Origin of the sequence: Nonomuraea sp. NPDC049141 (assembly GCF_040648415.1) — a bacterium.
Classification (GTDB): domain Bacteria; phylum Actinomycetota; class Actinomycetes; order Streptosporangiales; family Streptosporangiaceae; genus Nonomuraea.
The window spans coordinates 1-22,255 of record NZ_JBEZDR010000030.1 but is presented as its reverse complement, the minus strand read 5'-3'; the positions used below and the strand labels follow the sequence as shown (position 1 = coordinate 22,255).

Here is a 22,255-nt window from a genome sequence, read left to right as displayed (position 1 = left end):
CGGCTAGATCGCCGGTCGGTCGCGACAGTGGTCAGATACAACTCGCCGCTGGGACTGACAAGACCGTGACCCACATAGTGAATCCATAGCACGTCCTGAGCGCATTCAGCTGCCTCTGCGACAGCGTTTCCGAGCTGAGTCGGGGTCTCTGGGTCACGCAAAACTTGCAGATTCTCTTTAGGTAGCCCGCATCGCTCTACGAGCACTTGACCCAGGTCAGTTAGTGTACCCAGCACTGCAGGAACCGGAGGGAGGCCGCATTTCGCGCCATAAATGCCGGTGCCCACCAAAAGCACCTGGCTCCCGGGTGCGTCTAGGCTCCTCATTGATCACTGCTCGGACGGTGCCGTCAAGCCTGTTTCAGTCCCGGCACCCTGCTCCAACGAGAGGCACAGTTCAGTTACCAGCGTGCGCATTTCTGCCATGTCCGTGCTACGCACCCTCTGGGCCGACACCTCCACACTGATTCCGTCTGGCCGGGTCAACTTGCACACGACCTCACCTGTGCGATGGCGCATCCAAGTAATGACTCCGCTCACGAGGATGGCGGGAATCACGCCACCTGGAGACAGTGCAGCGGTCAGCATTTCAGGGATGGAGCCGAGGGTGCCGGGTTGTGGCGGCGGCTCCATGAGCTGCACTCGGCCTCGCAACTCTTCATCGTCGCTCAGCCAGCTATATAGGGAATGAAGGTCATCCGCAGTCCCCTCTATCGTGACTGTGATTTCCATCTGAAACACCCTCTTTCGCCCAGTAGCGCCCCAACCAGACAAATGGCACATCGCGGAGCCCATCTCGGATTCAGTGCTCCCGCAGTAGCGCAGATGACAATAGCTCAAACTCCATGTAGGGGTGAGGCGATTGTGATGATTCGAGCGAATCGGTATCGACGATAGGGGGATCAGGTTGCCGTGCAGCCCGCTTTCGTATCGATCTTCTGGAATAAGTTCAGATCACGCAGACAGTCCTCTTTACCCTCTTATAGGAGGGATAGGCGCCGATTTGTCTCGATATGGGAGAAGTGCATGACGCGCTTGCCGGTAGCCGCAGGCGGCGGTGTAGAAGGCGTCGCCGTCCAGGCGGGCGAGGAGCCGTCCCAAAGTGCTGACGCCGGCCGTGGTGTGCCGGGTAACCCAGCTTGGGCGCGCAGGTGTGGGTCGTATCCGGCGATGATGTGGGTGATCTTTGCCAGAGATGTTGCTCCGCCGAGCACGGCGAGCAGGGATAGCGCCAGCAGCGGGCCGAGCCGGTAGCGGCGTCTGCGCGAGTCGGGCACCGAGTCCATCACCTCGGCCAGGGCCGGCAGATCGAGCAGGTCGGTCAGCGGGTCGGCGATGGTGACGTGCTCCAGGTGGCAGGCGAGCACGTCGATCGGCGATGATGGCACGCGAACGCGGCCCCTGTTCTTGATCGACTGGCGTAGACAACCAATGATCATCGGAGGTCGCACTTGTCATTCACGCCCCGGGCTGCCCTCAACCACCCGGCCTCGTCGAGCCCGCCTGTGTCCCACCAGCCGAGAACGCTTCGGCCCTGACTACCAACCGGAGGTGATGGCCGGGCTGTCACGACTCGGCATAACCGGCTGGAGCGCTTGCGGAAAGCTGTGACCGATCTTGTTCTCGCTCGCAATGGGTATTTGGCTGACGCGGGGACGCTTCAAATCGCTGACTTCGGTCCTTGCCATAGTCGGTTTGGGCAATCGGCTGCTGCGGGCCTCTGTCGGCGGGCCCGTCGGCCTGCATGTCGTGCATGGTCATCGTCACTGTCTGCTCTGTACCTGTCCTCGCCCTACTAAGCCCTGCCTGGGTTGTTTGTCCCCGAATGTCTCACTTGAGCTTGGCGCAGACGGCTTGGCCGGGGTCTCCAGTCGCGCATCGAGGTTCCGCCCGTCCTCGCTGACCCTCACCGCTTGCGCCCGTGGTTCAGATTCCTATTGACTGAATTTGATCAGGTTTCAAGGGCGGCCTCGATTCGGCGATTGATCTGGCTGTCGCGTCCATCGAGGCACTTGGCGTACCGCTTGAGGAGAACCTCCACGCTGTTGCCCGCGCGCTCCGCTACCACCGTCGTGTCGACGCCTGCGTTGAGCCAGGTGGACAGGGCGGCGTGGCGCAGGTCGTAGGGCTTTCCAGCGAGGGGTGAGGCGACCTGTTGCGGGGTCAAGGCGAAGCGGCGGGCCTCTTCCCAGGCCCGAGAGTAAGTGGAAGCGCCGAGGACGCCACCACGCTCGTTGCGGAATAGTCGGCCGTCCGGAGCCGTGCCGAACTCTCCGACGTGTGCCCGCAGAATGCGAACCAGTTCCGGCGGGATCGGCACAGGACGGACTTCGCGTTCCTCTCGCTGCTTGAGTCCGCGCTGGTCGTGCACGGCTCCGCTGTCGGTCCACTGCTTGCCGCTGCTCGGGCGAGTGACTTCAAGAGTGAGCAACCCCCATCCTTGCTCCGGCAGAAAGCAGTCGGTCTCGCGGAGCCCGATCGCCTCGGCTGGGCGAAGGCCGGCGAAGTAGAGCGTGGCGAAGAACGCCACGAGACGGCGGCCTCGCCCGCGATGCCAACTACCGACATAGGAGAGGCCCACGAGGAGCTCGCGGGCCTGGGCGGGGTTGACCACACAGCGCCGGTCAACGGCGTTATCCCTGGCCACCCTCTTCTGCTTGACGCGCTTGAGCGGGTTCTCGGCCAGCTCGCCGAGATCGATCGCGTATTCAAGAGCCGTGTTGAGTCCGCGGCGTCGGCGGGCCGTCGTGTCGGCCGCCGCGCGCTTGCCATCGCGTGTGAGCGTGAGTTCCTCGCAGACGTTGCGCGCCACGATGGGGTCTGCGAGGTCGCTCACGTTGATGGTGCCCTTTTGGAGCAGGCGAACGGCGTAGTTGAGATGAGGCGGGGCCGCCTCGTCGTCCTGGCGCGGTATGAGGGCCCACAGCATCGCGGCTCTGATCTCTTTCTTGGAGAGGCCCGAAGCCCCGTCGGCCAGGAGAGCGAAGGTGGCGACCGTGAGACTGTCCACGATGCTCTCCCGGGTCTTGGCAGCGGCACTCTGCCAGCGCATGTGCACGTACTTGCGGCAGAAGTCGTACCAGCTCAGGGAGGCCTTTTCCGTCTTCGTCATGGAGGCGGGCAGGCCCGTGATCGTGTCGAAGGGTTCGCCCTTCTTCGCCGCTTTGAGCAGGTCGGCGCGGAAGTGATCGGCGAGCGCCTTGGTCAGGAACGCCTTGGACTTCGGCTCTGTGCCGACCTTCCATCGAAGCTGGTAGGGCTTGGCGCGGCCCTTACGGTTGCGGATACTCCAGATCACGACGTCGTGAGTCAGCATCTTGCCCCCTCCTAGGCTGCGGTCTGCTCGAAGGTGCTGAGCCATGCGTCCAGGTCGCAGCGGCGGACCTTGCGCTTACCGTTGGGGAGTTTCAGAGACCTCGGGCCGCGGCCGGTGTTCAGCCAGCGGTAGAAGGTGGATTTCGGAACGTCGATCTCGTCGAGGACGTCGGCGATGGTGAGCATGGTCTTGGGGCGCGTTGGCATGGTGATGACTGCCTCTCGGGCATCGTGATCGGTGCAGATCGTTGCCTCGGCGGTTGTGCTTGGCGGCTGGTCGCCGAGGGTGCTCGCGGCTGGTTGTGGAGGGGTAAGCCGTCCCAGCCGTCCCAGGGCCATTTCTGCAGGTCAAGCCTGGGACGGCTTGTTTTGGTGGGACGGGTCATGCCGTCCCGGCGACGAGAGCCGTCCCGCTCTGACCTGCGGTGACGAGGCTGGGACGGCTGGGACGGCCCTCCCTCTCGATCGGCACGACATCGGCCTCAGGGATGGGGTCGAAGGCTGGGCAGTAGCGCGCCCAGGAGTCGGCGAAGTCGGCCCGCTGGTAGCCCTTGGCTTGCATGCCGTTGGGGAAGCGGATGTTGCCTGAGCGGATGTCGTACTCGCGCAGCATCGTGCCGAGCTTCATCGCGGTCAGTCCGGCCGGGCCGTGGTCGGCCCACTCGCTCTCGGGGTCGCTCTTGAGCCGCTCCAACAGGACGGCGGTAGGTAGAGCTGTCTCGGGGCCGAACGCAGTGCGGCAGGCGGCCAGCAGGCGTACTCGGGCCGAAGTCTGGCCGTTGTCGTCGGCCTCGGCGGTGAGCGTCAACGTGGCGGTGCGGGCGCGATCCGGCCAGTTCTCGCCCGCGTGATCGGCAACGATGACGAGAGGTTCCCAAGTGTCGGCGGCGCGGTCTTCGACCGGCATGCTGGGTTCTGCCGCTTCCAAACTGGACAGGTCGGCACGGAGCCACTCGTTCAAGTCGGTGGCGAGGTCACGTAGCGCGGGCCGGTCTCGGCGGTGCCGGTAGGGGGCGGCGTTCTCGCCGGGGGCGCGGCGGCGCATGCGGATGACGACGGCGCGGTCCTCGATGGTATCGGGCATGGCGCCGATGCCGGCGAGTGCGGCCATGGCGAAGGTCGGGATGCTTTCCACGCGGTTGGTGGCGGCGTCGTAGCGCTTGGCCGGGCGGTTGCGCTGGTGTCCTGCGTTGAGCAGGCCGCGGAGGTCCTCGTTACCGTCGGCCTTGGGGCCAAAGATGGTGTCGGCCTCGTCCACGAGCATGGTCGGCGGGTCTTCGGTGATGGACCGGTAGACGGCAGCGCTGGATGAGTTGACGGTGATGAACGGCTCGTGGCAGGTGGCCTCCACCACGTCCAGGAGCCGGGACTTGCCGCAGCGCTTCTCCGGGCCTCGGATGACCAACCGGGGCGCGTGTGCCCAAGCGGGCTGGGCGTGGGTGGCGGCGATCCAGAGGGTGACAGCATCGGCGGCCTCGGGGCTCGGCAGAATGACGTAGCAGGTCAGCGCGGCACGTAGTCGATCGAGCAGAGCGGCGCCGTTAGGTGTGCGGTCGTTCATGGACAGTGCTCCTTGCGTGATATTCATGCGGCCCTGCAACGGCGTGGCTGGGCTTTCATGCCTGCGGACAGGCCCGAGGCGATGACGGCGGCGATCTCGCGTGGTGGGTTCGGATCGCCTTCGGCGTTCGCGGTCTCGGCGGCGGTCTGGAGGGCGGTGATGACCACCTCGGAGGGCAGCACGCCGCGTGTGACGAGCTGGCCGAGGTTGAAGGCGGCGGTGTTGAGCGTGCGGTTACGGGTGCCGCGCCGGGCGGTGGCCACGCGCTCAATCTCGCCCCGTAGCGCGGCCTCGCCGTACCGATTCAGACGGTGACCAGGCAAGCTGCCCAGCAGATCGGCGGCGCTCATCGAAAGCGGCGCGGCGGGTTCAAGCGCCTTGGCGAGCCAAGCCGGGAGCGGTGCGGGTGGTAGATTCCGCGTGACCTCGTAAGGGCCGGTGCCGTCCGGCTGGGCGACGTGACTGCCAGGACCGACGACGTAGCCGCCGCAGGCGCGGGTGTCGATCAGCCAGCCAAGTCCGCCCTTGTGACCTGCGCTGTTGCGCAGCTGTAGGCCCTCGGATGCGGTGAAGTAGAGATGTGTGCCGCCGCGCCGGGTGCGCACGGTGAACGTGTCGTCGGGGTACGGCTGGCCACGCTCGGCGCACAGCAGGCGGAAGACGTGCTCTCCGTTCTGCGGGTGGTGCTGGGCGAGGCCGGCGGGCGGGTGCTCGCCGGGCTTGGGCCGGTCGAGGTCGATCACGACCAGGCGGGATGGGCCGCAGGCGATGCCGATGTTGTACGGCTGGCGTGGCCAGAAGGCGGCGATGCGGTCGGTGTCGATGGTGGCGTGCCGCTCCCAGCCGGTGAAGCCGCGCAACGGCTTCTTCCCGCGCGGGGTGAGCGGGAAGACATGCCAGCCACGGGCGGCGGCCTGGAGGGCGGCGCGGGTCAGGTCAGGCCAACCCATTGGACGCCTCCTTGGCCCCAAGGAACCCGTGACGGTAACCCTCGGCAGGGACGTGCATGAGTGCGTCCAATGGGGTGGCGGCGTGCGCGTCGAGCGTGAGCCGATCCCAGCCAAGGTGGTTGAGGTCTTCCAGGCGGGGTGCGGTCGTTCGGGCGTAGCGGTGGGAATGGGTGCTGGTCGGTGCCATGCTGGCACTGCCTTTCCTCGTGATCGGGGTGGGTGGCCTCGGCGGTTGTGCTTGGCGGCTGGTCGCCGAGGCCGTATCCCGGTGCTGTGCGGGCGTGGCTAGAACGGCGGCTTGTCGCCCGTTGGGGCGGTGGTAGCCCATGCGTCGGGCGTGCTGCCGTTGTCGCTGGTAGTGGCCTTGCGGGCCGCTCTGGCGGGCTTGGCGGTGGCGAAGCGCAGGGACGGGCCGATCTCGTCAACGGTCATCTCGAAGACGGTGCGGTGTTCGCCCTCGTCGGTCTCGTAGGTGCGCATCCGGAGCTGTCCGGAGGCGATGACGCGGGTGCCTCGGGTGAGCGACTCGCAGATGTGCTCGCCGAGGTCGCGCCAGGCTGAGCAGCGCATGAACAGGGCCTCGCCGTCTTCCCACTGTTCAAGCTGCTTGTTGTAGGTGCGTGGGCTTGAGGCGATGGTGAAGGTGGCGACGGCCGTACCGGTCTGGGTGAAGCGCAGTTCGGGGTCGTTGGTCAGGTTGCCGATGATCGTGATGGTGGTCTCGCCGGACATGGCGGGCTTCCTTCCTTGGGACCGGGTCAGTGGGTGCCGTCGCGGTACAGGCGGCGGACGTAGACGTAGAGCTGCCAGCCGAGGCGAGGCCGCATGCCGGTGCCGTTGCAGGCGCGGCACGTGCGGTTCTTGCCGCCGGGGCGGCATCGGATGCAGCGGCCCCAGGGCCATGCCAGGCAGACGATGATGTAACTGAGAGTGATCGACAGTAGGCAGACTGCTAGAAGAGTGATGGCAGTGGCCATGTGGGCCTCCAGGGCCGTTTTCAGGGTTCTCGCAGGTCAGGGTCTAGGTGCTAGAGCGCATCTCGAGTGCCGTTTTGGGCTCTAGGCGGGCCTCTAGACCTAGAGGGGTCTGCCTCTAGGTCTAGAGGCGATCAGGGCCTTAGGAAGCGGCGCTGGACCCTCTACCGCGATCACGGTGTGTGATAGCGGTGGTGATGTCGTCTCGGGCTACGCCGATGCGGTTCGCGCCCTTGCCTCCGCCCTCGGGCGTGCCCCAGACCTGCATGGTCTTGATGGCGTACGGCTTGAGCGCGGTGGTGAGCTGGGCCGTCTTCGCGCCGCCTTCAAGGCGCGCCCACGCCCCGTAGATGTCGGGCCGCAGCTCGGCGAGGCGATCCACGATTGCCTCGTTCCACACCTTGGCCTCGGACGGCGGGACCACGACGAGGATGTCGGCGAGCAGGTCGAAGGTGGGCGCGTGCTGCTCGGGCGTCTCGCCGAGGGCGTGCCCGCTCAGTGCTCCCGTGCTGGCCCGTAGCGCGTGGGCGCGGTCGGCGATGCGTTGCGTGTCGGGCGTGTCCAGGTAGGCGGTGCGCACCACCTTGGGCATCGGGGTTGCGCCGAGCAGGTAGCCGATACCGGCGTCCACCTTGGGCTGGAACACCGTGGCGCGGATGCCGTTCTTGTAGGCGGACGTGCCGAGGATCATGTCGTTTTCGAGCTGGCCGGCGACCCGCAGGCAGAACCGGATCGTCACGTTCGCGCTGATGCCGGTGGGCAGGCTGTCCTTGTCCGGGCGTTGGGTGGCCAGCACCAGGACGACGCCGAGGGCGCGGCCGAGCTTGATGATGAACTCGGCGTCATCGCCTGCCTTGTCGCCGTACTCGGTGTGTGCGAACAGGTTCTGGCACTCGTCGAAGACGGCGACCAGCGGATGCAGTCCCAGTGAGCGTTTGTCGGCGATCTGCCGGGTGACCTTCTTGTCCGGGCACAGGTCCGGAGGCAGAGCCTTGAGAGCGGCAGCGCGGCGCATCACCTCCCTGCGCAGCAGTGCCAGCGAGTCGGCGGCATAGCCGATGGCCTCGTCCTCGATGCCGGAGACGTAGCGGTGGCAGTTCTGCTCGTGCGGGTCGAGGTCGCCGGTGCCCTTGAGCTCGTGGATCCACAGCTCAGCGCTCGGGTCGAGGGCCGCACCGGAGGCCAGCACGCGTACCGAGGCGGTCTTGCCCTGGCCAGGCTGCGAGCCGATCAGGATGTTCTGCTCAACGAGTGGTACGACGATGGCGCGGCCTCGCGGGTCGCAGCCGAACGGGATGCCCTTGAAGACGTCATGCGAGCTGACCTTGAGCAGCGGGGACTTGATGACGGTCTTGGACAGGTACTTGTCTCCCACCCACAGGATCAGCCGTCCCTCGTGGATGGTCGAGTCGCCTTCGGGCCAGATGCAGCCCAGCGGGCGGCGTAGCGCCGAGGCCATGCGGTCACGCTTGTCCATCACGTCGGCCACGGTCACGCCGTACGGCAGGTCGATGTCCGCCCGCCAGCCGGGGCCGTCGCGGGTGATCGGGGCGACGAACCGGATGGCGTCCTTGGGGTTCTTGGCGATGGCCTGGTTGATGCCGGCGATGCCGAGCACGGTCAGGGCACGGACGACGATGTCGCTGGTCAGCTTCTCCACCGTGGACGGCACGACCGCACGGTTGATCAGCGGGCGATCGGCGGGCTTGCCGAGGATGCCGAGCGCGGCGATGGCGACCGCGAGCGCCGTCCACTGCACGGGGTTCGTCTGATCGGCCACGATGAGACCAGCGATCAGCAGCGTGACCAGCGCCGTGATCGAGACCAGGGTGCGTAGCCGCACGCGAGAGTCTCGCTGCCTGCTGAGCTTGAGGTACGCCTCGGGATCGGCCTTCTGGACGGCGGCCAGCCGTACCGGCTCGCCCTCCAGGTCAAAGGTCCACTTGATGACGCCGCCCACCAGGCGGAAGAATCCGCGCGGCGCGCGTGCGGTCAGCCGTCCGCCGTACAGCGGTACGCGGGAGACCTGGTATCCGGCCACGTGCACGTAGTGGAGACCGATCCACTTGAGAGTCTCGACGGCCTCGGCTCGGGAGCGCAGCCACAGCGGAACGATCGGCTGCCGGCTCCGGGTCTTGGCCTCAAGCGCGGTCCGCCAGTCCGCCCCGGTCGGACCGGGGCGGTCGACGCGGACGACCTCGCCTTCAAGGACCGGTCCGTCCGCGTTCGCGGGGCTGTCCTCGGTGTCCGGCTCGGACCGGTCGGCGGGTTTCTGCGGCTGGCGTTCGGCGCGGGCAGCGTCCAGGTGGACGATGTCGGCGTCCTTGCCGTTGTCGTGGTCAGGGGCGACGGACCGGTCCGGGTCCTTGCCGTCCTCGTTGTTGGGATCGTCGTGCTGGTGGGTCATGATGTGTGCACCTCGTTTGACTTGCTGGTCGCGGGGTCCTGGGGCGCGGTCGTTGTCTTGGCGGATGAGGCCGCGCCCCATGTGGCGGTCAGGGACGATGCGCGGTCGGACCGCTGCTCGTCCGGTCGGTCTGCTGGCGTTGGGGTGGCGGTCGGGGTGTGCGGTCCGTCCGCCTCGGTGATGCTGAGTTCGGCGCGCCAGGACGTGGCGAGCAGCTCGATTCGGTCCTCCGGGAACGGGCGCTGGGCCAGCAGTTCGGCCAGCAGCATGGCGGTGATGGCCTGGTTGCGGTCGAAGGTCCGTCCGGGGTAGCCGGTGACGCTCCAGCGGCCGCCGCGAAGCTCGGCCACGTTCGGGCAGTCGTCCGAGCTCATCCGGGTGTCGGTGATGGTCAAGGGCATCAGGCCGCCTCGTCTTCCCGTACGGGTGGCGTCCGATCCGCGGGGCCTTCCGTCTTGAGGTGCGACAAGAGCGCTCCGGCGCGATCCGTCGAGATGCTCTGTCCCTGGCTGCGGATGGCGTCCCTGAGCCGGTCGCGGGTCAGGGGCTCGCCTTGTGCCATGAGATCGGCGGCCACGCGGCGTCCCAGCGGTACAAGGTCGACCACGTTCGGAGTCGGCGGTGCTGTCTTCTTGGCGCGGGTGCGGTTGGCAACAGGACGGTTGCGCGGCGCGGGCGGCAAGGCAGGCCGGGCGTCCTCCTGGTTGACGGGTACGGCTTGCGCCTTCATCGGGATATTCGTGGGTGTGAGTTCGCCGAGGTAATACAAGGCTCGCTCGCGGCGGGTGGCCTTCCAGCGCCAGAGCAGGCCGTACTGGTCTTGAAGTTCTGTCTTGGCCAGGATGCGTTCGCGCTCGCGTCCGAGGGCGTCGGGGTAGCTGCGGATCTCCCAGAGCACCATGCGGCGCCACAGTGTGACGGTCGCGAGCGGGGCCAGCAGCCAGCGCGAGCGGCGGATGCCGTCCATGCGGTCAGGCTTGGCCAAGTCGGCGCGCTTGCGGACGACGTGGGCACCGACCTCGATGGCGATGACCCACAGCAGCGGGAGCAGCGCGTGGGCGACGACCGCGAACCAGTCGGTACGGCCGGGGGCGCCAAGGTAGGCGGCCACATTGAGGTAGACCGTCGCGCCGGTCAGCGCCCACGGGATGAACCGGAGCCAGTTCAACCGCATCCCGAGGCGGGCCAGCACGATATCGAGCGCGGAGAACACGGCGATACCCAGGTCGATGCCGAGAGGCACCGTCCAGGCGAACCAGCCGAACGAAGGGCCGGCGGCATGAGCGACGCGCTCGAAGCTGTTGACGAACCCGAGCAGACCGAGCGCGCCGGTAACGGAGGCAGTGACGGCTATGGTTGTGCGTTCGCCCTCGGTGAGCGGCCGGGGTGTGGTGTGGCAGACGTTCATGCGGCCACCTCTTCCGCACAGTCGAGGCAGGTGCCGAGGTGGCGTGGCAGAACGTACCCGACATCCGTCAGGCACTCGGGGCACGTACGGCGGGCGGCGTTCGCCTTCGACAGGGTGGCGCGCTGGCGCAGGGTCGCGATGCGGTTGGGCAGGGCGAACCGCACGTCGTACAGGTATGCGGCCCGGACGCCGGGTGCACCGTAGCGGCGGGAGCGCCAGAGCACTTGGGCCTGGACTCCCTGCCCGCCAGCGCGCAGCCCTTCGGCGGTGAGCTGGCGAAGGGTGCGCAGGTGCGGCGGGGCCATCTTCCACGGGTAGGTGGGGATGCCGTACTCGTCGCCGGTCGGGTCCCAGAAGCGGGCACGGATGCGGCTTGCCATCAGGCCACCTCCAGGTCTTCCAGTTCGGCGGCGTGCTCGGCCACCTCGGCGGGCGTGCGGCCCGCCCAGATGCCCGAGGTCGGCCGGGTCTCCAGCGCGTAGAGACCGCAGAACAGCAGGGCGGGGCAGGTAGCGCAGACCTCGCGGGCGACAGCCTCGCGGGCGGCACGCTCCTGGGTGGTCTCGATGGTGAGCCGAGGCCCGGTGTGCAGTTCGGGGTCGTAGGTGCATTCGGGGAGCGGCGTTTCGCCGTCCACTCGCCAGGTCGCTTCCACCTCAGCGAGCGACATGCGCGCCGGGTGGATCGGGCGGTTGGTGTTGTGTGCCACTGGTGGATCTCTCTTCCTGCGGTTAGTTGCTGACGGTCTGGACGAACCGCGCGAACGACTCAGAAGCGCTCATGACCAGGTGCGCAGCCGCCTTGACCACGGTCGCCGCGCCCTCGGGGTCCTTCAGGGCGTAGAGGGCGGCGCAGATCGTGAGGACGGTCGGGAGCACCTTTCGCGGACGGACAAGCATGTTGAGCCCTCTCGGTTCGAGAACCTGTCGAGCAGGTTCTAGGAGACATAGAACATGTACAGTCACGCAGAGTCAAGTCCTAGGCACCGGTCGTCTTGGGTTCCTGGCGGGCCTTGCCTCGCATGTCTTGCTGACTCAAGCTTTCCTCGTAGGCCGCTGCCGCAACACCGTGCTCACCACCGAGACTGAATGCGCAGGGGGTGCTTTTGGGAGGTGATTTAGGCCCCGACCTGGAGAAACGCGTGGCGGAGAATCCGCAAATGCACGCCGTTGAGACCCCGCTCACGCCATGATTGCGATGGCCTGAATGCGCGGAGGTGAAAAGTGTCCCGAATGCCCAATGTGGCGCTTGCTCAAGCAATGCGACGCGCCGATTGCTCCAATTCGGGACTAGCCTCGCGAGTCCGGCAAATCGCACAGGACGACGGCGTACACCTGAGCTGTACTCATGTGGACGTCAAGCGCTGGCTCGACGGTGTGAAGCCGCGGCCGGATACCGCACGGTTCATCGCCGAGGCCCTCGGCCGGAAGGCCGGCGTGACGTTCTCGCTGGATGACATCGGCCTGGCCAGCGTCGTGACTCCGGAGACCCTGGAGGCCACGCTCGCGCATGGTGGCGGGATCTCCGACGTTGGAAGCCGGCTGCTGGGCCTTACACGGCGAGACCTCGCGGATGATCCTGTCGCGCTGGAGTCTGTGGTCGTGCCGGATGCTTGGGGAGAGGCACTGATCGCCTGGCTGCTGTCTCGCCCGGAGGCACATCAGGTCAGGGAGAGCGCGCGGCCATCTGTTGGGAAGTGGGACGTTCACGCAATCCGGGTGACGACCGAGCTGTTCGCGAACATGGGTTTCCAGTTCGGGGGAGGGCATGCGCGGCCTGCTCTCATCCAGTACTACAACCGTGAAGTCGTCCCGATGCTGGATGGCAAGTTCAGCGAGCCGGTGGGGCGTTCGCTGTATTCGGCAGCCGCGGAAATCACCGAGCTGGTCGCCTGGACGGCTTACGACCTGGGGCGGCATGGACTTGCTCAGCGGTATTTCCTGCAAGGATTGCGCCTCGCGCAGGCTTCTGGCGACCGCATGATGGGCGGGCTGCTGCTCGCCGACATGAGCCACCAGGCGAACTACCTCGGCCGGTACAACCAGGCGATCCAACTCGCCCGCGCTGCCCAGGAGGGCTGCAAAGACGTGGCCACAGCTACACCCATGGCATTGTTCTACGCGATGGAGGCACGAGCCCACGCGGCCAACGGTGACGAGGCGCAGTGCGCACGCTCATTGCTGGAGGCAGAGAAATTCTTCAGCAGGCGGAATGTTGATGATGATCCGCCGTGGTCCCGCTACTTCGACGCGGCAGAACTGGCCAGCGAGGGGGCGCACTGTTACCGCGACCTCAAAATCCCGTCACAGGCCATGGAGTTCGTAGGCCAGGCAGTCGATCTCTGCGCCCCGATGTACGTACGGACGCTCGCATTCGACCGCCTGGTACAGGCAGCGAGCTACGGCCACATGGGACAGCCGGCGAAGGCCGCCATGGTCGCGCTCGAAGCCATCAATCTGGCCGGGGCACTCAAGTCCGAGCGTTACCTGCGATACATCCGAGATCTCAGAACCGATCTCGCGGGCTACGAATGCGAAGCCTCGGTCCAAGCGTTCAACGCCCTGGCTGTCGAGAAGTACCAGCTGGATTCGTAGGGTCGGTCATGCAATCAAGGGGTTCTCGATCATCAAGCCGGTCTGGAACAAGAAAGCTGTCGAGCAGCCTCATTGTCATAGGAGGGCTTCGTGAGCGCAGCCCTCCCCCCGGGTTGGCTCTCTCTCAACGTTTGATGCTTGTGACTCGATCTCACTCTCATGGAGTGATAATGGCTTCACCGAAACCGACGCCGAACGTTAAGCCACCACTTACCCCGTGGGAGCAACGAATCTCCAGCTGAGTTGCCGACTTCAGATCGAAAGACACGTCCTTGGGCTGTCCTAGTCGAACGCGCAAGGTTGGCCCAATCTTCCGCTGACCCTCGGCGAAAAACCTCACCGTAGCTGCCTTGTCGAGGGTGCGCGTCCCGTCGGGGATTCCGATAGTGGCTTTGAAGCGACTCTTCCCCACGACGCTATAGCGTACGGATGTCTCTGAGTCGATGCAGTACATAAGTAGACTGCGAGGATAATCCGTCCCTGAAATGGTCAGTGAGCCTGACCAGGCACTGCCGTCCACGGCGTTGAGATCAGCAAGATACTCTATCGGCCCCTTAGTCATGCTCGGCGAAACTGAGGGTTCAGGTTCGGTCGATGACGGAGTAGGCGTCGCGACAGGCGTGAGAGTCGTTATTGGGCGCGGTTCTTGTGAACTTGTAGAAGGGTTTAGTGCGGGCTCCGATGAATTCCGTTGAGATTCGACCTTAGCTATACCCTGTGTAAGCTGTAAGATCGCGATGATAACGCCGAACAGGGTTAAGATGGCTGCTATTCCAGCCCACCAGGGATGGGCAAGCCAGCGCGATCGGCCGGACGGATCTTTAGGGCTTGACATCACCGATCACCTCATTTCTCCAAGAGACTTTCGCAGGTGAGGATGAAAGCAACATCCGACCATTACTCCGGCTGGAGCTCCGAATCCCCTGGGCGATCATGCCTTTCTTGAGGCTTGATGGCTGGTGCCAAGCGAGCGTACTTGCTAGAGGTCTCGATTCTGCCACAACTGAGTGCTATGTGCATTGAGATTGAAGGGAGAAGCCGGTGTTTAGGCTGGCTGATTTGATGCGGGCGGGACGAGGGGGGTATGCGGTAGGCAAACTGAAGAAGATTCACCACCGGCCGCACCTGCTCGACGGTTGCCTGGCCAAATAGGCCTGATGATCGAAAAGCTTCTTGATCGCATGACTGACCCTACGAATTCAGCCTGCGTACCCGTCACTTGGCGCCTAAAAGGCTCGCCATCTCCGAAGCTCAGCCGGGTTCTGGAGGCAAAAGAGACGGTTGCGGAACTCGCGTGCGATGGCCTCGTCTTCGCTGACGTTCTGCATCAGCCAGGTGGTCATCTTCAACTCGTTGATGTCTTTGAGCACGGGATAGCCCTCCCACATCAGGACATCGAATCCGTACCGCTCGGCGAACTGATCGTATTCAGCGCGAGTGCCCCAGCCTAGGGTGTGCTCGATGGCGGTGACGGTGAGGTCAGTCTCGGGAGGGCCAAACGCGAAACGCTCGAGATCGATGAGAACGATGCTCCCGTCACTTGCCTTGATGAGGTTGTCGGAATGAGCATCACCGTGAACAGCACATGAGGCAAGTGGAAACTTGAGGCTCTCGTAGGCGGTCCGAAGCTCCTGGTATCTCCCCAACAGGAATTGACGTTCATCGTCCGAGAGTACGTCGGCACCGCTGATGCGTTCCGAGACGCGCCCGAGGATGTCGAGCTTCGGGAGTGCGAGGTCTGCTGGTACGGGCAGTTGGTGGAGAGCGCGGAGGACGGCTGCGAGGTCTACGAGACTTGCGGGAGAGCCGTCGTTGGCGATGAGGTGCCACAGCGTTACGGGCTTGCCTCTCACGACAAGAGGCTGCTCATGATCCGTCGTTCTGGCAGCAGGAACTCCCTGGTCATGCAGCCACGCTGATACGGCTACCTCTTTCCGGGCGTCGTCGATGACGTCGAGGCTCCGGGCGATTCGCACGACCACGTGTTCAGCGGCCAGCACGAACAAAGCGTTCTCGCCCAGGCGTATCAGGCGAGCGTCTTCGCCGGCCAGACCAGCGGCCTGGCAAGCCTCTCGAAGGGTCGCGAGTGCTTCCTGGGAGGTGAAGGGCATCGTGGGCGGCTGAGAGACAGTCACTCGGAACCCTTCGGTCGGGACTTGACGACGCGGCCTCTCCCGGCCCTCTTTTCGACTATCCCGTCCGCTTCCAATAGAGCGAGAGCCCGCCTGATGGTGATGCGACCAACGCCTCGCTCCTGGGCAAGCACGTTCTCTCCCGGGAGCGCAGCGCCTACGGCCAGCTGGCCGGTGACGATTTCCTGCCGTAGGGCATTGGCGAGGTCGTCGGCACGCGTGTGCGCGTGATCGGGTCCCCCGACGAACCAGCCTCTTCCGTGAACGGAGGCGATCACTTGCTCGGCGGCCAGCAGTTGGAGCGCCTGTCGGGCGGTTCCCTTCGAAACGCCGTATTCATCGGCCGTTGCGGCTTCGCCGGGGAGTTGCTGGCCAGGAACCAGCTCGCCGTTCTCGATGCGCTTACGCAGGTTCTCCGCGATCGTCTCGTACTGTGTCGAGGCTGGACGGCGGGTACTCGCGGATCCTTCGCCGACCACGCGACGCCCGCGGCCGGCCTCGCTGGCGACCAGTCCTGTGCGCTCCAGCTCGGCGACTGCCTGGCGAATGGTTCCCCGTGCCACGCCGTAGGTACGAGCAAGCATGGTCTCAGAGGGCAGCATGCCGCCGGCGGGAGGATCGCCCTGGTGGATGCGGCTGCGGATGTCCTCAGCTATCCGAACGTAGGTGGGGTCATCCTTCGCCTTGCTCATCGCGCTCCCTTGCCGAGGCACACTCTCTCTAGGGTAGGGCGGACGGGCTAGGACCTGCGAAGTATCGCGGCCTCACGTCCCTCTAACCTTCCCTCGTTGAGAACCGAGGAAGCGGGAAGACGCCAGGTGCTCGTTGCGTCCGGGGATGCGTGGAATGGGGTTCGCCACGCGGTGTGGGCTATTACGTGCGCCGGCCACTGCGTTATCAGGAGACGCGTGGCTCTGATAAAGCTGTGGGCTCTTCGGGCGGTCTCCGGTTGCGGCGCCTGTTCTTGGCGACGGTACGAGGCCGGTCTTCAAGGTGTTCTTGCGCGTGCTCGGTGAGGAGAGCCAGCCAGATCGAACGCGCCTGTCGATGGGGCCCTCTTCCCGTCTCTTGGTAGCCCTCTGGCTGCTTGGTTCGGAGGATGAGGAACTCGCCTCCCTGGCAGGCCCACTCGTACGCTCCGCAGCATGAGGTCTCTGTGATCCGCATGCGGTCCCTCGGCCGAAGGAGGGACTCCCACGGTCGTGCAGGCAGATCAGGAAGCTGAACCACGGTGCGTCGTTTCGACGGCGTACTTCCGCAGGTAGCGGTAGACGTTCCTGCGGCTCCGCTGCCACGTGCAGGCGAAGGCGAGTTCCAAGGCCGTGTCAGCCACCAACTCCTGCTGGAGGCCATAGGCGATCTCTTCGGTGGTCAGCTTGGGCATCGGCCTTGCTCGCCAACCGCCGAGACGGTCACGCCAGACGTAGAAGCGCCTGAATGCGCCGAGCAGGTCCGGGTCAGGCGTGGGTTCCGTCACCGTGTACGCGTCATTGGCGGGGTGCGTAGTCCTGTAGTGCGCGTTTCGGGGCTGCGCCATGCCACGGATGGCGGTCGTCGCCTCTTCGAATGACGGCGAGTTTCTGTTCAAGCCGGCGTCTGTTGGCCGCTGGCCCGCCTCGTCCCGGTGATCATCGTCCGAGGTCATGGCATGCCTCTCTGCGCTTACGCAGGATGATCCACATCCTATGTCCGGTGTGGTCACTGGAGGCGCCGAAGGATGTGGCGGTGCTTGATAGTTCGGCTGTCTCGAAGCCTCCAGCGGCGTCGTAGCCGCCCGGATCGTGGACCTCGATGCGCAGACTGTCAGGGGTCACCTCGATCCGCGTGTGAATGAGTTCGTCTCGCTTGGTGCGGCGGATGGCAGCAGACACCAGAGCGCGGGCGACTTGCTCAGCGTCGCGCGCGAGATCCGGGCGTTCGGTCTGGGCGACGCCTCGTGCCCAGTGGCCGACGTTCTCGACGCATGCGTCGGTGGGAAATACGGACAGCCGGTACACCACGCAACCTTCTGTGTAGGTTCGGTATCTGACCGTAAGCTTGAAGCTTGCTAGTAAGCCTGTCAAGCTACCGGCGTGGATCGAGATGCTGATCGCCCCATGTACCTCCGCGTGGCGGACACGCTGCGGAAAAGGATCGCGTCAGGTGAATTTCAGGAGGGCGATCGCCTGCCCTCAGTGCCGAGCCTGGCGGCCGACTTGGGTATTTCACGTTCCACCGCTGCCGAGGCGCTCAAGGTGCTCATCTCCGAGGGCCTCGCCGTCGCCCGATCAGGTTCGGGCACCTATGTTCGTCTGCCCCGGGAGCCGCAACGGCTGATCCGCGCGTGGCATCGGGCGACGCCGTACGGCTCGCCGTTCAGACAGGACATGGAGCGCCAGGACCGTGAGGCCGGCTGGACGTATAAGTCACAGACGATCCAGGCCCCACCAGAGATCCGCGACCGCCTCGGCCTGGATGAGTCCGGGGGAGACGTGGAAGACGCGGTTCGGACTGACTATGTCTTCTCGGCCGACGGGGAGCCGGTCATGCTCTCGACCAGTTGGGAACCGCTCGAGGTCACCCGCGGGACGCCGATCGTGCTGCCCGAGGACGGCATGCTGGCCGGCAGGGGAGTAGCCGAGCGGATGCTGAGTATCGGCATGCCCATTGACGACTGGGTGGAAGAGGTCGGGGCGCGGCTCGGGACAGCGGAGGAATGCGAGCGGCTACAGCACCCGCCTGGTTCGATCATGGTGACGATCCAGCGGACGTATTACGCGGGGGAGACGCAGGTGGAGACTGCTGACATCGTGGTACCTGCGGACCGGTTTGCCCTGGTTTACAGCGGCAAAATGAGGCGTGTCTCAAACCGCTAGTCCTGCTTGTTGCGCGACAGGACGCCCCGCTAGCGATCGGTGTGCGACACGACGCCAAGATGGAGCACTTCGCATCAGTCGCGCATGTTGCGATCGCAAACGTGATTGGGGCACGCTCCAGCCAGTGCTGCATCCATATTTGCACTGGGTACAAGCGAGGGGCCAGGTGGCGCGAGGGCGGACCATCGGCATGCTGCAAGCGATTGGTACGTCCGGGCCTCCAGGGCTCCATACTCCTGACCTGGACTGTCGTGCTGATCCGTCTGCGAACGCCTGATATCGCCGCAGGTCAACGGTGGACCTGAATGGATACTCTTGAGCGCCATGACCGGACGACCCATCCTCTACTATCCGTGCATCTCTACCCAGCTTGAATGCATAGGTTTCTCTAGGGGATAGCCACCCGTTCCTTCTACGCCCAGTCAGCCGGGTATTGAGGGCTGTCTTCGCACACGCCTGCTCAACCCGCCGCCAAGGGTGCGTCCTCGAGGTCGCAGACGCAATATTCCGATCTATGTGCTAAATGGGGACGGGGTTAGCGATGGAGATACATTGGGAGATTCGATGGGGCTTCGCTGTGCCCCTAGCAACGTGGGTACTGCGAACCCAGCGCTCACGCTGACCATGGCTGTCGAGACGGCTACTATCAGAACAAGGCGGCGGGGAAGATGCGACAGCTTGTAAGCTACGGTTCCCGGCACTGATGCCATCGGAACAAACAGGTTGCCATCTGCGATTTCGGGGTAGCTAACCGTGATGGAGGGCCGCTTCTGGGCAGATGGCAGAGAAGGGCCCATTATTTGCCGTCTAAGCTGGCCGAGCTTCCCGCCTATTGAGCTATTAGTAGATAATGCGTTCGTACCGTTGTCTGCTGGCGTAGTGTCGGATCGTTGTGCCTCAGGTTCGACGGATGTGTCGGGTGGCTGAGTCAAAGTTTCTCGCGACACCGATTCGGCTGCTTCAGGTTCGGAGTTTCTGTCGGAGGGGACGGCATTGTGGTTCGGTGCTTGATGGGGAGTCAGTCCCAGATCCGCTGCTTCGATCAGAGGCGAAGCGGTCGTCGCAGTACCGCTCTTAATCTGTCGGGCTAACGCTACGTTCTTAGTGAAGGCGAAGCTGTGGGCGGTGTCAGTACCGCGCTGGTTGGGGGCTGGGAGTCCTTGAGTTAGCAGACGCCGCCTCAATTCCAAGTACAGGGTGCCTAAGGTGAGCATATCGGGTTGTCCGACGATTCCATCGCGGATCAATGCCAGCAATTCACCTGTGAAGGAGGTGCAGGTGGTCGCCTGTTGCCAGAGAGGCGGGACATGGGCGGCATAATCACTGGCGGTTAGGGTGTAGACGCCACGGACATCGGTCTGGTCGGCGACTACGGTCTCCTGATTCGTCAAGATCTCGATGGCGCGTCCGGAGTAGCAGCAATCCAGAATAGCGATTTTCACACGCGCAGGGCTATCGCGGAAGGCTGCCCTGACTCGAGCGTATTCCAGTCCAGTCAAATCAGCGGCGTCAGCGTCTGTATCGGTCAAAGTTAGGCAGAGTTCACCCCCAGCAGTGACGGTGCCGTGCCCGACATAATATATCAGCAGTATGTCTTGCGTCTGTTGGGCGAGTCGGCGGAGCAGTTTAGCCACCGCCCGAGTGTCGGACGGATTGGATAGCAAGGTGATCTGCTTGGTGGGCCATTCACACATCTGCGGATCGGTCAGCACCGAGTAAAAGGCGTTCAGGCTGTTGGCGGCGGCTGGAATGCTCAGATAGCTGTGATCTTGGTAAGTAGAAACTCCGATCAAGACTGCTTGAGAACTGGACCAGTCCATGGAATCAGACATCATGGTCGGTGACGTCATGCTGGAGAACCTTCTCAAGCAATGGCAGGGCGTCCTTCACCCGGAGAGCGTCTAACTGGACAGTGCCAGCTGACGTCGTGACGGTGATACTCACATCCGAGTGACGGTTACTCAGCCACGCAATCAGCGATCTGGACAAAGCGATCCCTGTGCCTCCTGAGCCTACAGCGACAGTGAGAAACTCAACCATGCTGCCGAGTTCGCCTTCCCTCGGTTGGCGGCGTGCCGGGTAGACTCTTCCCTGAAGCTCGCGCTGGCCTTGTAGCCAGTTGATCAACGAGGCGCACTCGTCCACTGGCTCGCTAGCACTGATCCAGATCTTGGCGTCCACGCAGTGCTCCAGTCTATGAGTGTCCACCTCGGGACGCGAATTCGCATCCTGTGGTCCTGCGCCTGTCTGCTGATGTAACGGTCCAAACGCTCCTTGGCATAGTCTTCCAGATAAACTGCGTATCGATAAGGAGATCGGCGGCATAAGCCTCAAGCTCGCCCTTTCTTGACCTTTGGTGTGATTAGATTGAAGTTCCGGCTGGGTTTTATTTTCCATTTTGGTCAGCGCGGTTCCTAGCTGTCGCTTCGGCTGGGGGCCACGCGTCCGCAGACCCGCGGGTTCCTTTCCTGATGGTGAGGGTAGGCGTGGTGCTGGTCGGGATCTCGTCGAATTCCAAAGGCTTCCTAGAACCAAGCCGCTTTGCATTGCAGCACCCGGGGGTCTTCCAGTCGTGCATGGAGGTCCAGGACCAGGACCAGGGCGTCCTCATGTCGTAAGACCGAGTGGATGAAGGCCGTCGGCGGGGTGGCTGCGGTATTGGTCGGTGGCGACGGCGATGTTGGTCCGGCCGTTCAGGCGGGCCAGGCCGATAGCGAGGTTGCGGAGGCCGGCCATGATCCGGGGTGCGGTGCCGGTCCGGATGCGGGAGGCATCCTCGCGGTAGGTGACGTCGCGGATGTGTGCAGGGCTTCGATGTTCCAGTGGCCGCGGATCAGGGCAGCGGGCTAGGTGTAGGTGATCCATCCGGGTGGCAGGCTGGTAATGGCGTAGATCGTGACAATTAGCTGCTGTAGCAACTGCGGGCCGTAGACCAGATTGGCCGAGTCGGCATGAAGAGAAGCTGCAGGTCAGTGAGCAATTAGCCGCGCTTGCCGTCATAGGAAATCGAGTCGGCCGATCAGACGGGCCGTTTGGCATGCAGGTGTTACCCGAACCGGCACACCCGCACGCGACGTCCGTCCACCCATCGGTACCAGCAGTTGCGCCGAGCCTCGGCTACGGGCGTGTCCGGTTGGTCCGCCACCGCGATCGAGACTTCCCTTGGTGTCGAAGCGTGGGCGGCGGATTGGGTGGCAATCGCCGCACCCGTCATGATGACCGAAGCGGTGGCGACGCCGACCAGGTTACGGATCGAGCGATTCATGGCGGATCTCCTGATAGCCGAAGGGCCCTGGTTCAACGCCTCAAGAGATAGTACAAACCGCTTGCAGAGCACTTACCCGCATATGGCGCCCGGACGGATCGTCGTGGGCGGCCAGATCTCGATGGCCATGAAGGTGTACGGCGATGCCTCAGCGGAGGACACCCGGACAGCCCTCGAGCAGTTCGGCGGCAACTGGCCTCCTGATAGTTGGCCGAGAGGGCGGGGCGCTCGGCCAACCACCAGCTCACACGACGAATGGCGGCTGCCGTATTAGGGCATCCATCGTGCGCGGAGCACGCCATCGGCATCGGGTATCACGGCGGCCATCAGCGGGGTGCGTTCGTCCTCGTAGCCGGGAAGAATCATCATCGCGCGGGCTTCGGCCAGCATGGCGGGCAGTGCCGGATATTCGGTTTCGTCGATGGTCAGGCTGGTGATGTGCCTCCGAGAGTTCTGCCAGACGATCTCAACGAGGCCCTCGTCGGGAAGGCCGGCAAGGGCTGCGTCCACGTCTGTCGACAGGTCAGGCCAGATCAGCAGCGTGGCCCGCGGGGCGAGCCTGCTCCGTATTGAGGCAACCTCATCGAGGGTGATCCGGTGCCAGCGTGAGGTGTTGGAGAGATAGTCCTCCTCAAGCGACACCGCGCCTTGCTTGAGGATGAGAACGTGTAGTTCGGCCCAGAATGCGTCATCGGCGGGGTGATTTCAGGGGTGAGAGCTGGCTCCACCTACCGGCGAGTTTTGGCCCCATTTAGCGATCTTGGGGGTCTTGATCACGGGTGAGTTTTGGCCCCA

The 22,255-nt window shown here is 64.4% G+C and carries 25 protein-coding genes and 1 pseudogene; 3 read left to right on the top strand and 23 right to left on the bottom strand.

Going from position 1 to position 22,255, the window contains the following annotated elements; genetic code table 11:
* Window positions 1-329: 329 nt before the first annotated feature.
* The 15 genes from AB0B91_RS55620 to AB0B91_RS55550 form a co-directional block, all read right to left on the bottom strand.
* A complete protein-coding gene (locus AB0B91_RS55620; protein WP_358339824.1) occupies window positions 330-731 on the bottom strand; it encodes a hypothetical protein in 402 nt (133 codons plus the stop codon).
* Between the two features lie 248 nt (window positions 732-979).
* Entirely contained in the window at window positions 980-1,387 is a 408-nt protein-coding gene (locus AB0B91_RS55615) for a hypothetical protein (RefSeq protein ID WP_358339822.1), read from the bottom strand.
* A gap of 563 nt (window positions 1,388-1,950) precedes the next feature.
* Window positions 1,951-3,315 (bottom strand): site-specific integrase, encoded by a 1,365-nt coding sequence (locus AB0B91_RS55610; RefSeq protein WP_358339820.1) that lies wholly within the window; start codon window positions 3,313-3,315, stop codon window positions 1,951-1,953.
* A gap of 11 nt (window positions 3,316-3,326) precedes the next feature.
* Entirely contained in the window at window positions 3,327-3,521 is a 195-nt protein-coding gene (locus tag AB0B91_RS55605; RefSeq protein WP_358339818.1) for a helix-turn-helix domain-containing protein, read from the bottom strand.
* A gap of 175 nt (window positions 3,522-3,696) precedes the next feature.
* Window positions 3,697-4,875, bottom strand: coding sequence for a DUF3631 domain-containing protein (locus tag AB0B91_RS55600; RefSeq protein WP_358339816.1), 1,179 nt, complete (start codon window positions 4,873-4,875; stop codon window positions 3,697-3,699).
* A 23-nt stretch (window positions 4,876-4,898) separates the two neighbouring features.
* Complete coding sequence (locus AB0B91_RS55595; protein ID WP_358339814.1) at window positions 4,899-5,825, bottom strand: bifunctional DNA primase/polymerase; 927 nt, start codon at window positions 5,823-5,825, stop codon at window positions 4,899-4,901.
* Window positions 5,812-6,012 carry a hypothetical protein gene (locus tag AB0B91_RS55590; RefSeq protein WP_358339812.1) on the bottom strand — a complete coding sequence of 67 codons (201 nt, stop codon included), beginning with the start codon at window positions 6,010-6,012 and terminating at the stop codon, window positions 5,812-5,814. Before AB0B91_RS55590 ends, AB0B91_RS55595 begins: the two co-directional genes overlap by 14 nt.
* A 98-nt stretch (window positions 6,013-6,110) precedes the next feature.
* Entirely contained in the window at window positions 6,111-6,557 is a 447-nt protein-coding gene (locus AB0B91_RS55585) for a single-stranded DNA-binding protein (RefSeq protein ID WP_358339810.1), read from the bottom strand.
* Between the two features lie 26 nt (window positions 6,558-6,583).
* Window positions 6,584-6,802, bottom strand: coding sequence for a hypothetical protein (locus tag AB0B91_RS55580; protein ID WP_358339808.1), 219 nt, complete (start codon window positions 6,800-6,802; stop codon window positions 6,584-6,586).
* Between the two features lie 139 nt (window positions 6,803-6,941).
* A complete protein-coding gene (locus tag AB0B91_RS55575; RefSeq protein WP_358339806.1) occupies window positions 6,942-9,206 on the bottom strand; it encodes a cell division protein FtsK in 2,265 nt (754 codons plus the stop codon).
* Window positions 9,203-9,607 (bottom strand): hypothetical protein, encoded by a 405-nt coding sequence (locus AB0B91_RS55570; protein ID WP_358339804.1) that lies wholly within the window; start codon window positions 9,605-9,607, stop codon window positions 9,203-9,205. The genes AB0B91_RS55575 and AB0B91_RS55570 overlap by 4 nt, the downstream gene beginning before the upstream one ends.
* Complete coding sequence (locus tag AB0B91_RS55565) at window positions 9,607-10,614, bottom strand: DUF2637 domain-containing protein (protein WP_358339802.1); 1,008 nt, start codon at window positions 10,612-10,614, stop codon at window positions 9,607-9,609. The genes AB0B91_RS55570 and AB0B91_RS55565 overlap by 1 nt, the downstream gene beginning before the upstream one ends.
* Window positions 10,611-10,994, bottom strand: coding sequence for an RRQRL motif-containing zinc-binding protein (locus AB0B91_RS55560; RefSeq protein ID WP_358339800.1), 384 nt, complete (start codon window positions 10,992-10,994; stop codon window positions 10,611-10,613). The genes AB0B91_RS55565 and AB0B91_RS55560 overlap by 4 nt, the downstream gene beginning before the upstream one ends.
* Window positions 10,994-11,323 (bottom strand): WhiB family transcriptional regulator, encoded by a 330-nt coding sequence (locus tag AB0B91_RS55555; RefSeq protein WP_358339798.1) that lies wholly within the window; start codon window positions 11,321-11,323, stop codon window positions 10,994-10,996. Before AB0B91_RS55555 ends, AB0B91_RS55560 begins: the two co-directional genes overlap by 1 nt.
* 22 nt (window positions 11,324-11,345) lie before the next feature.
* Complete coding sequence (locus AB0B91_RS55550; RefSeq protein WP_358339796.1) at window positions 11,346-11,513, bottom strand: hypothetical protein; 168 nt, start codon at window positions 11,511-11,513, stop codon at window positions 11,346-11,348.
* 450 nt (window positions 11,514-11,963) lie between these two features.
* Here AB0B91_RS55550 and AB0B91_RS55545 point away from each other — a divergent pair, with 450 nt between their 5' ends.
* Entirely contained in the window at window positions 11,964-13,208 is a 1,245-nt protein-coding gene (locus AB0B91_RS55545; RefSeq protein WP_358339794.1) for a hypothetical protein, read from the top strand.
* Window positions 13,209-14,434: 1,226 nt separating this feature from the next.
* On the opposite strand, the gene AB0B91_RS55540 is transcribed toward AB0B91_RS55545, so the two are convergent.
* From AB0B91_RS55540 to AB0B91_RS55525, 4 genes are all read right to left on the bottom strand, one after another.
* Entirely contained in the window at window positions 14,435-15,319 is an 885-nt protein-coding gene (locus AB0B91_RS55540; protein WP_358339792.1) for an aminoglycoside phosphotransferase family protein, read from the bottom strand.
* A 20-nt stretch (window positions 15,320-15,339) separates the two neighbouring features.
* Window positions 15,340-16,032 carry a GntR family transcriptional regulator gene (locus AB0B91_RS55535; RefSeq protein ID WP_358339790.1) on the bottom strand — a complete coding sequence of 231 codons (693 nt, stop codon included), beginning with the start codon at window positions 16,030-16,032 and terminating at the stop codon, window positions 15,340-15,342.
* 521 nt (window positions 16,033-16,553) lie between these two features.
* Window positions 16,554-16,985 carry a hypothetical protein gene (locus tag AB0B91_RS55530; RefSeq protein ID WP_358339789.1) on the bottom strand — a complete coding sequence of 144 codons (432 nt, stop codon included), beginning with the start codon at window positions 16,983-16,985 and terminating at the stop codon, window positions 16,554-16,556.
* Window positions 16,969-17,340: a hypothetical protein gene (locus tag AB0B91_RS55525; RefSeq protein WP_358339787.1), complete on the bottom strand. Its 372-nt coding sequence runs from the start codon at window positions 17,338-17,340 to the stop codon at window positions 16,969-16,971. The genes AB0B91_RS55530 and AB0B91_RS55525 overlap by 17 nt, the downstream gene beginning before the upstream one ends.
* A 96-nt stretch (window positions 17,341-17,436) precedes the next feature.
* Here AB0B91_RS55525 and AB0B91_RS55520 point away from each other — a divergent pair, with 96 nt between their 5' ends.
* Window positions 17,437-18,195: a GntR family transcriptional regulator gene (locus AB0B91_RS55520; protein ID WP_358339785.1), complete on the top strand. Its 759-nt coding sequence runs from the start codon at window positions 17,437-17,439 to the stop codon at window positions 18,193-18,195.
* A 512-nt stretch (window positions 18,196-18,707) separates the two neighbouring features.
* Here the strand turns inward: AB0B91_RS55520 and AB0B91_RS55515 are convergent.
* From AB0B91_RS55515 to AB0B91_RS55505, 3 genes and pseudogenes are all read right to left on the bottom strand, one after another.
* Window positions 18,708-20,045, bottom strand: coding sequence for a caspase family protein (locus AB0B91_RS55515; protein ID WP_358339783.1), 1,338 nt, complete (start codon window positions 20,043-20,045; stop codon window positions 18,708-18,710).
* On the bottom strand, window positions 20,020-20,376 hold the full coding sequence (locus AB0B91_RS55510) for a hypothetical protein (RefSeq protein ID WP_358339781.1): 357 nt from the start codon (window positions 20,374-20,376) through the stop codon (window positions 20,020-20,022). Before AB0B91_RS55510 ends, AB0B91_RS55515 begins: the two co-directional genes overlap by 26 nt.
* A 510-nt stretch (window positions 20,377-20,886) precedes the next feature.
* Window positions 20,887-21,029 (bottom strand): annotated as a pseudogene (locus tag AB0B91_RS55505) (ISAs1 family transposase); the annotation flags it as partial.
* A gap of 291 nt (window positions 21,030-21,320) precedes the next feature.
* Between AB0B91_RS55505 and AB0B91_RS55500 the strand changes: the two are divergent.
* A complete protein-coding gene (locus tag AB0B91_RS55500) occupies window positions 21,321-21,734 on the top strand; it encodes a hypothetical protein (protein WP_358339779.1) in 414 nt (137 codons plus the stop codon).
* Here the strand turns inward: AB0B91_RS55500 and AB0B91_RS55495 are convergent.
* Window positions 21,731-22,102 carry a hypothetical protein gene (locus tag AB0B91_RS55495; protein WP_358339777.1) on the bottom strand — a complete coding sequence of 124 codons (372 nt, stop codon included), beginning with the start codon at window positions 22,100-22,102 and terminating at the stop codon, window positions 21,731-21,733. The genes AB0B91_RS55500 and AB0B91_RS55495 overlap by 4 nt on opposite strands.
* Window positions 22,103-22,255 lie beyond the last annotated feature (153 nt).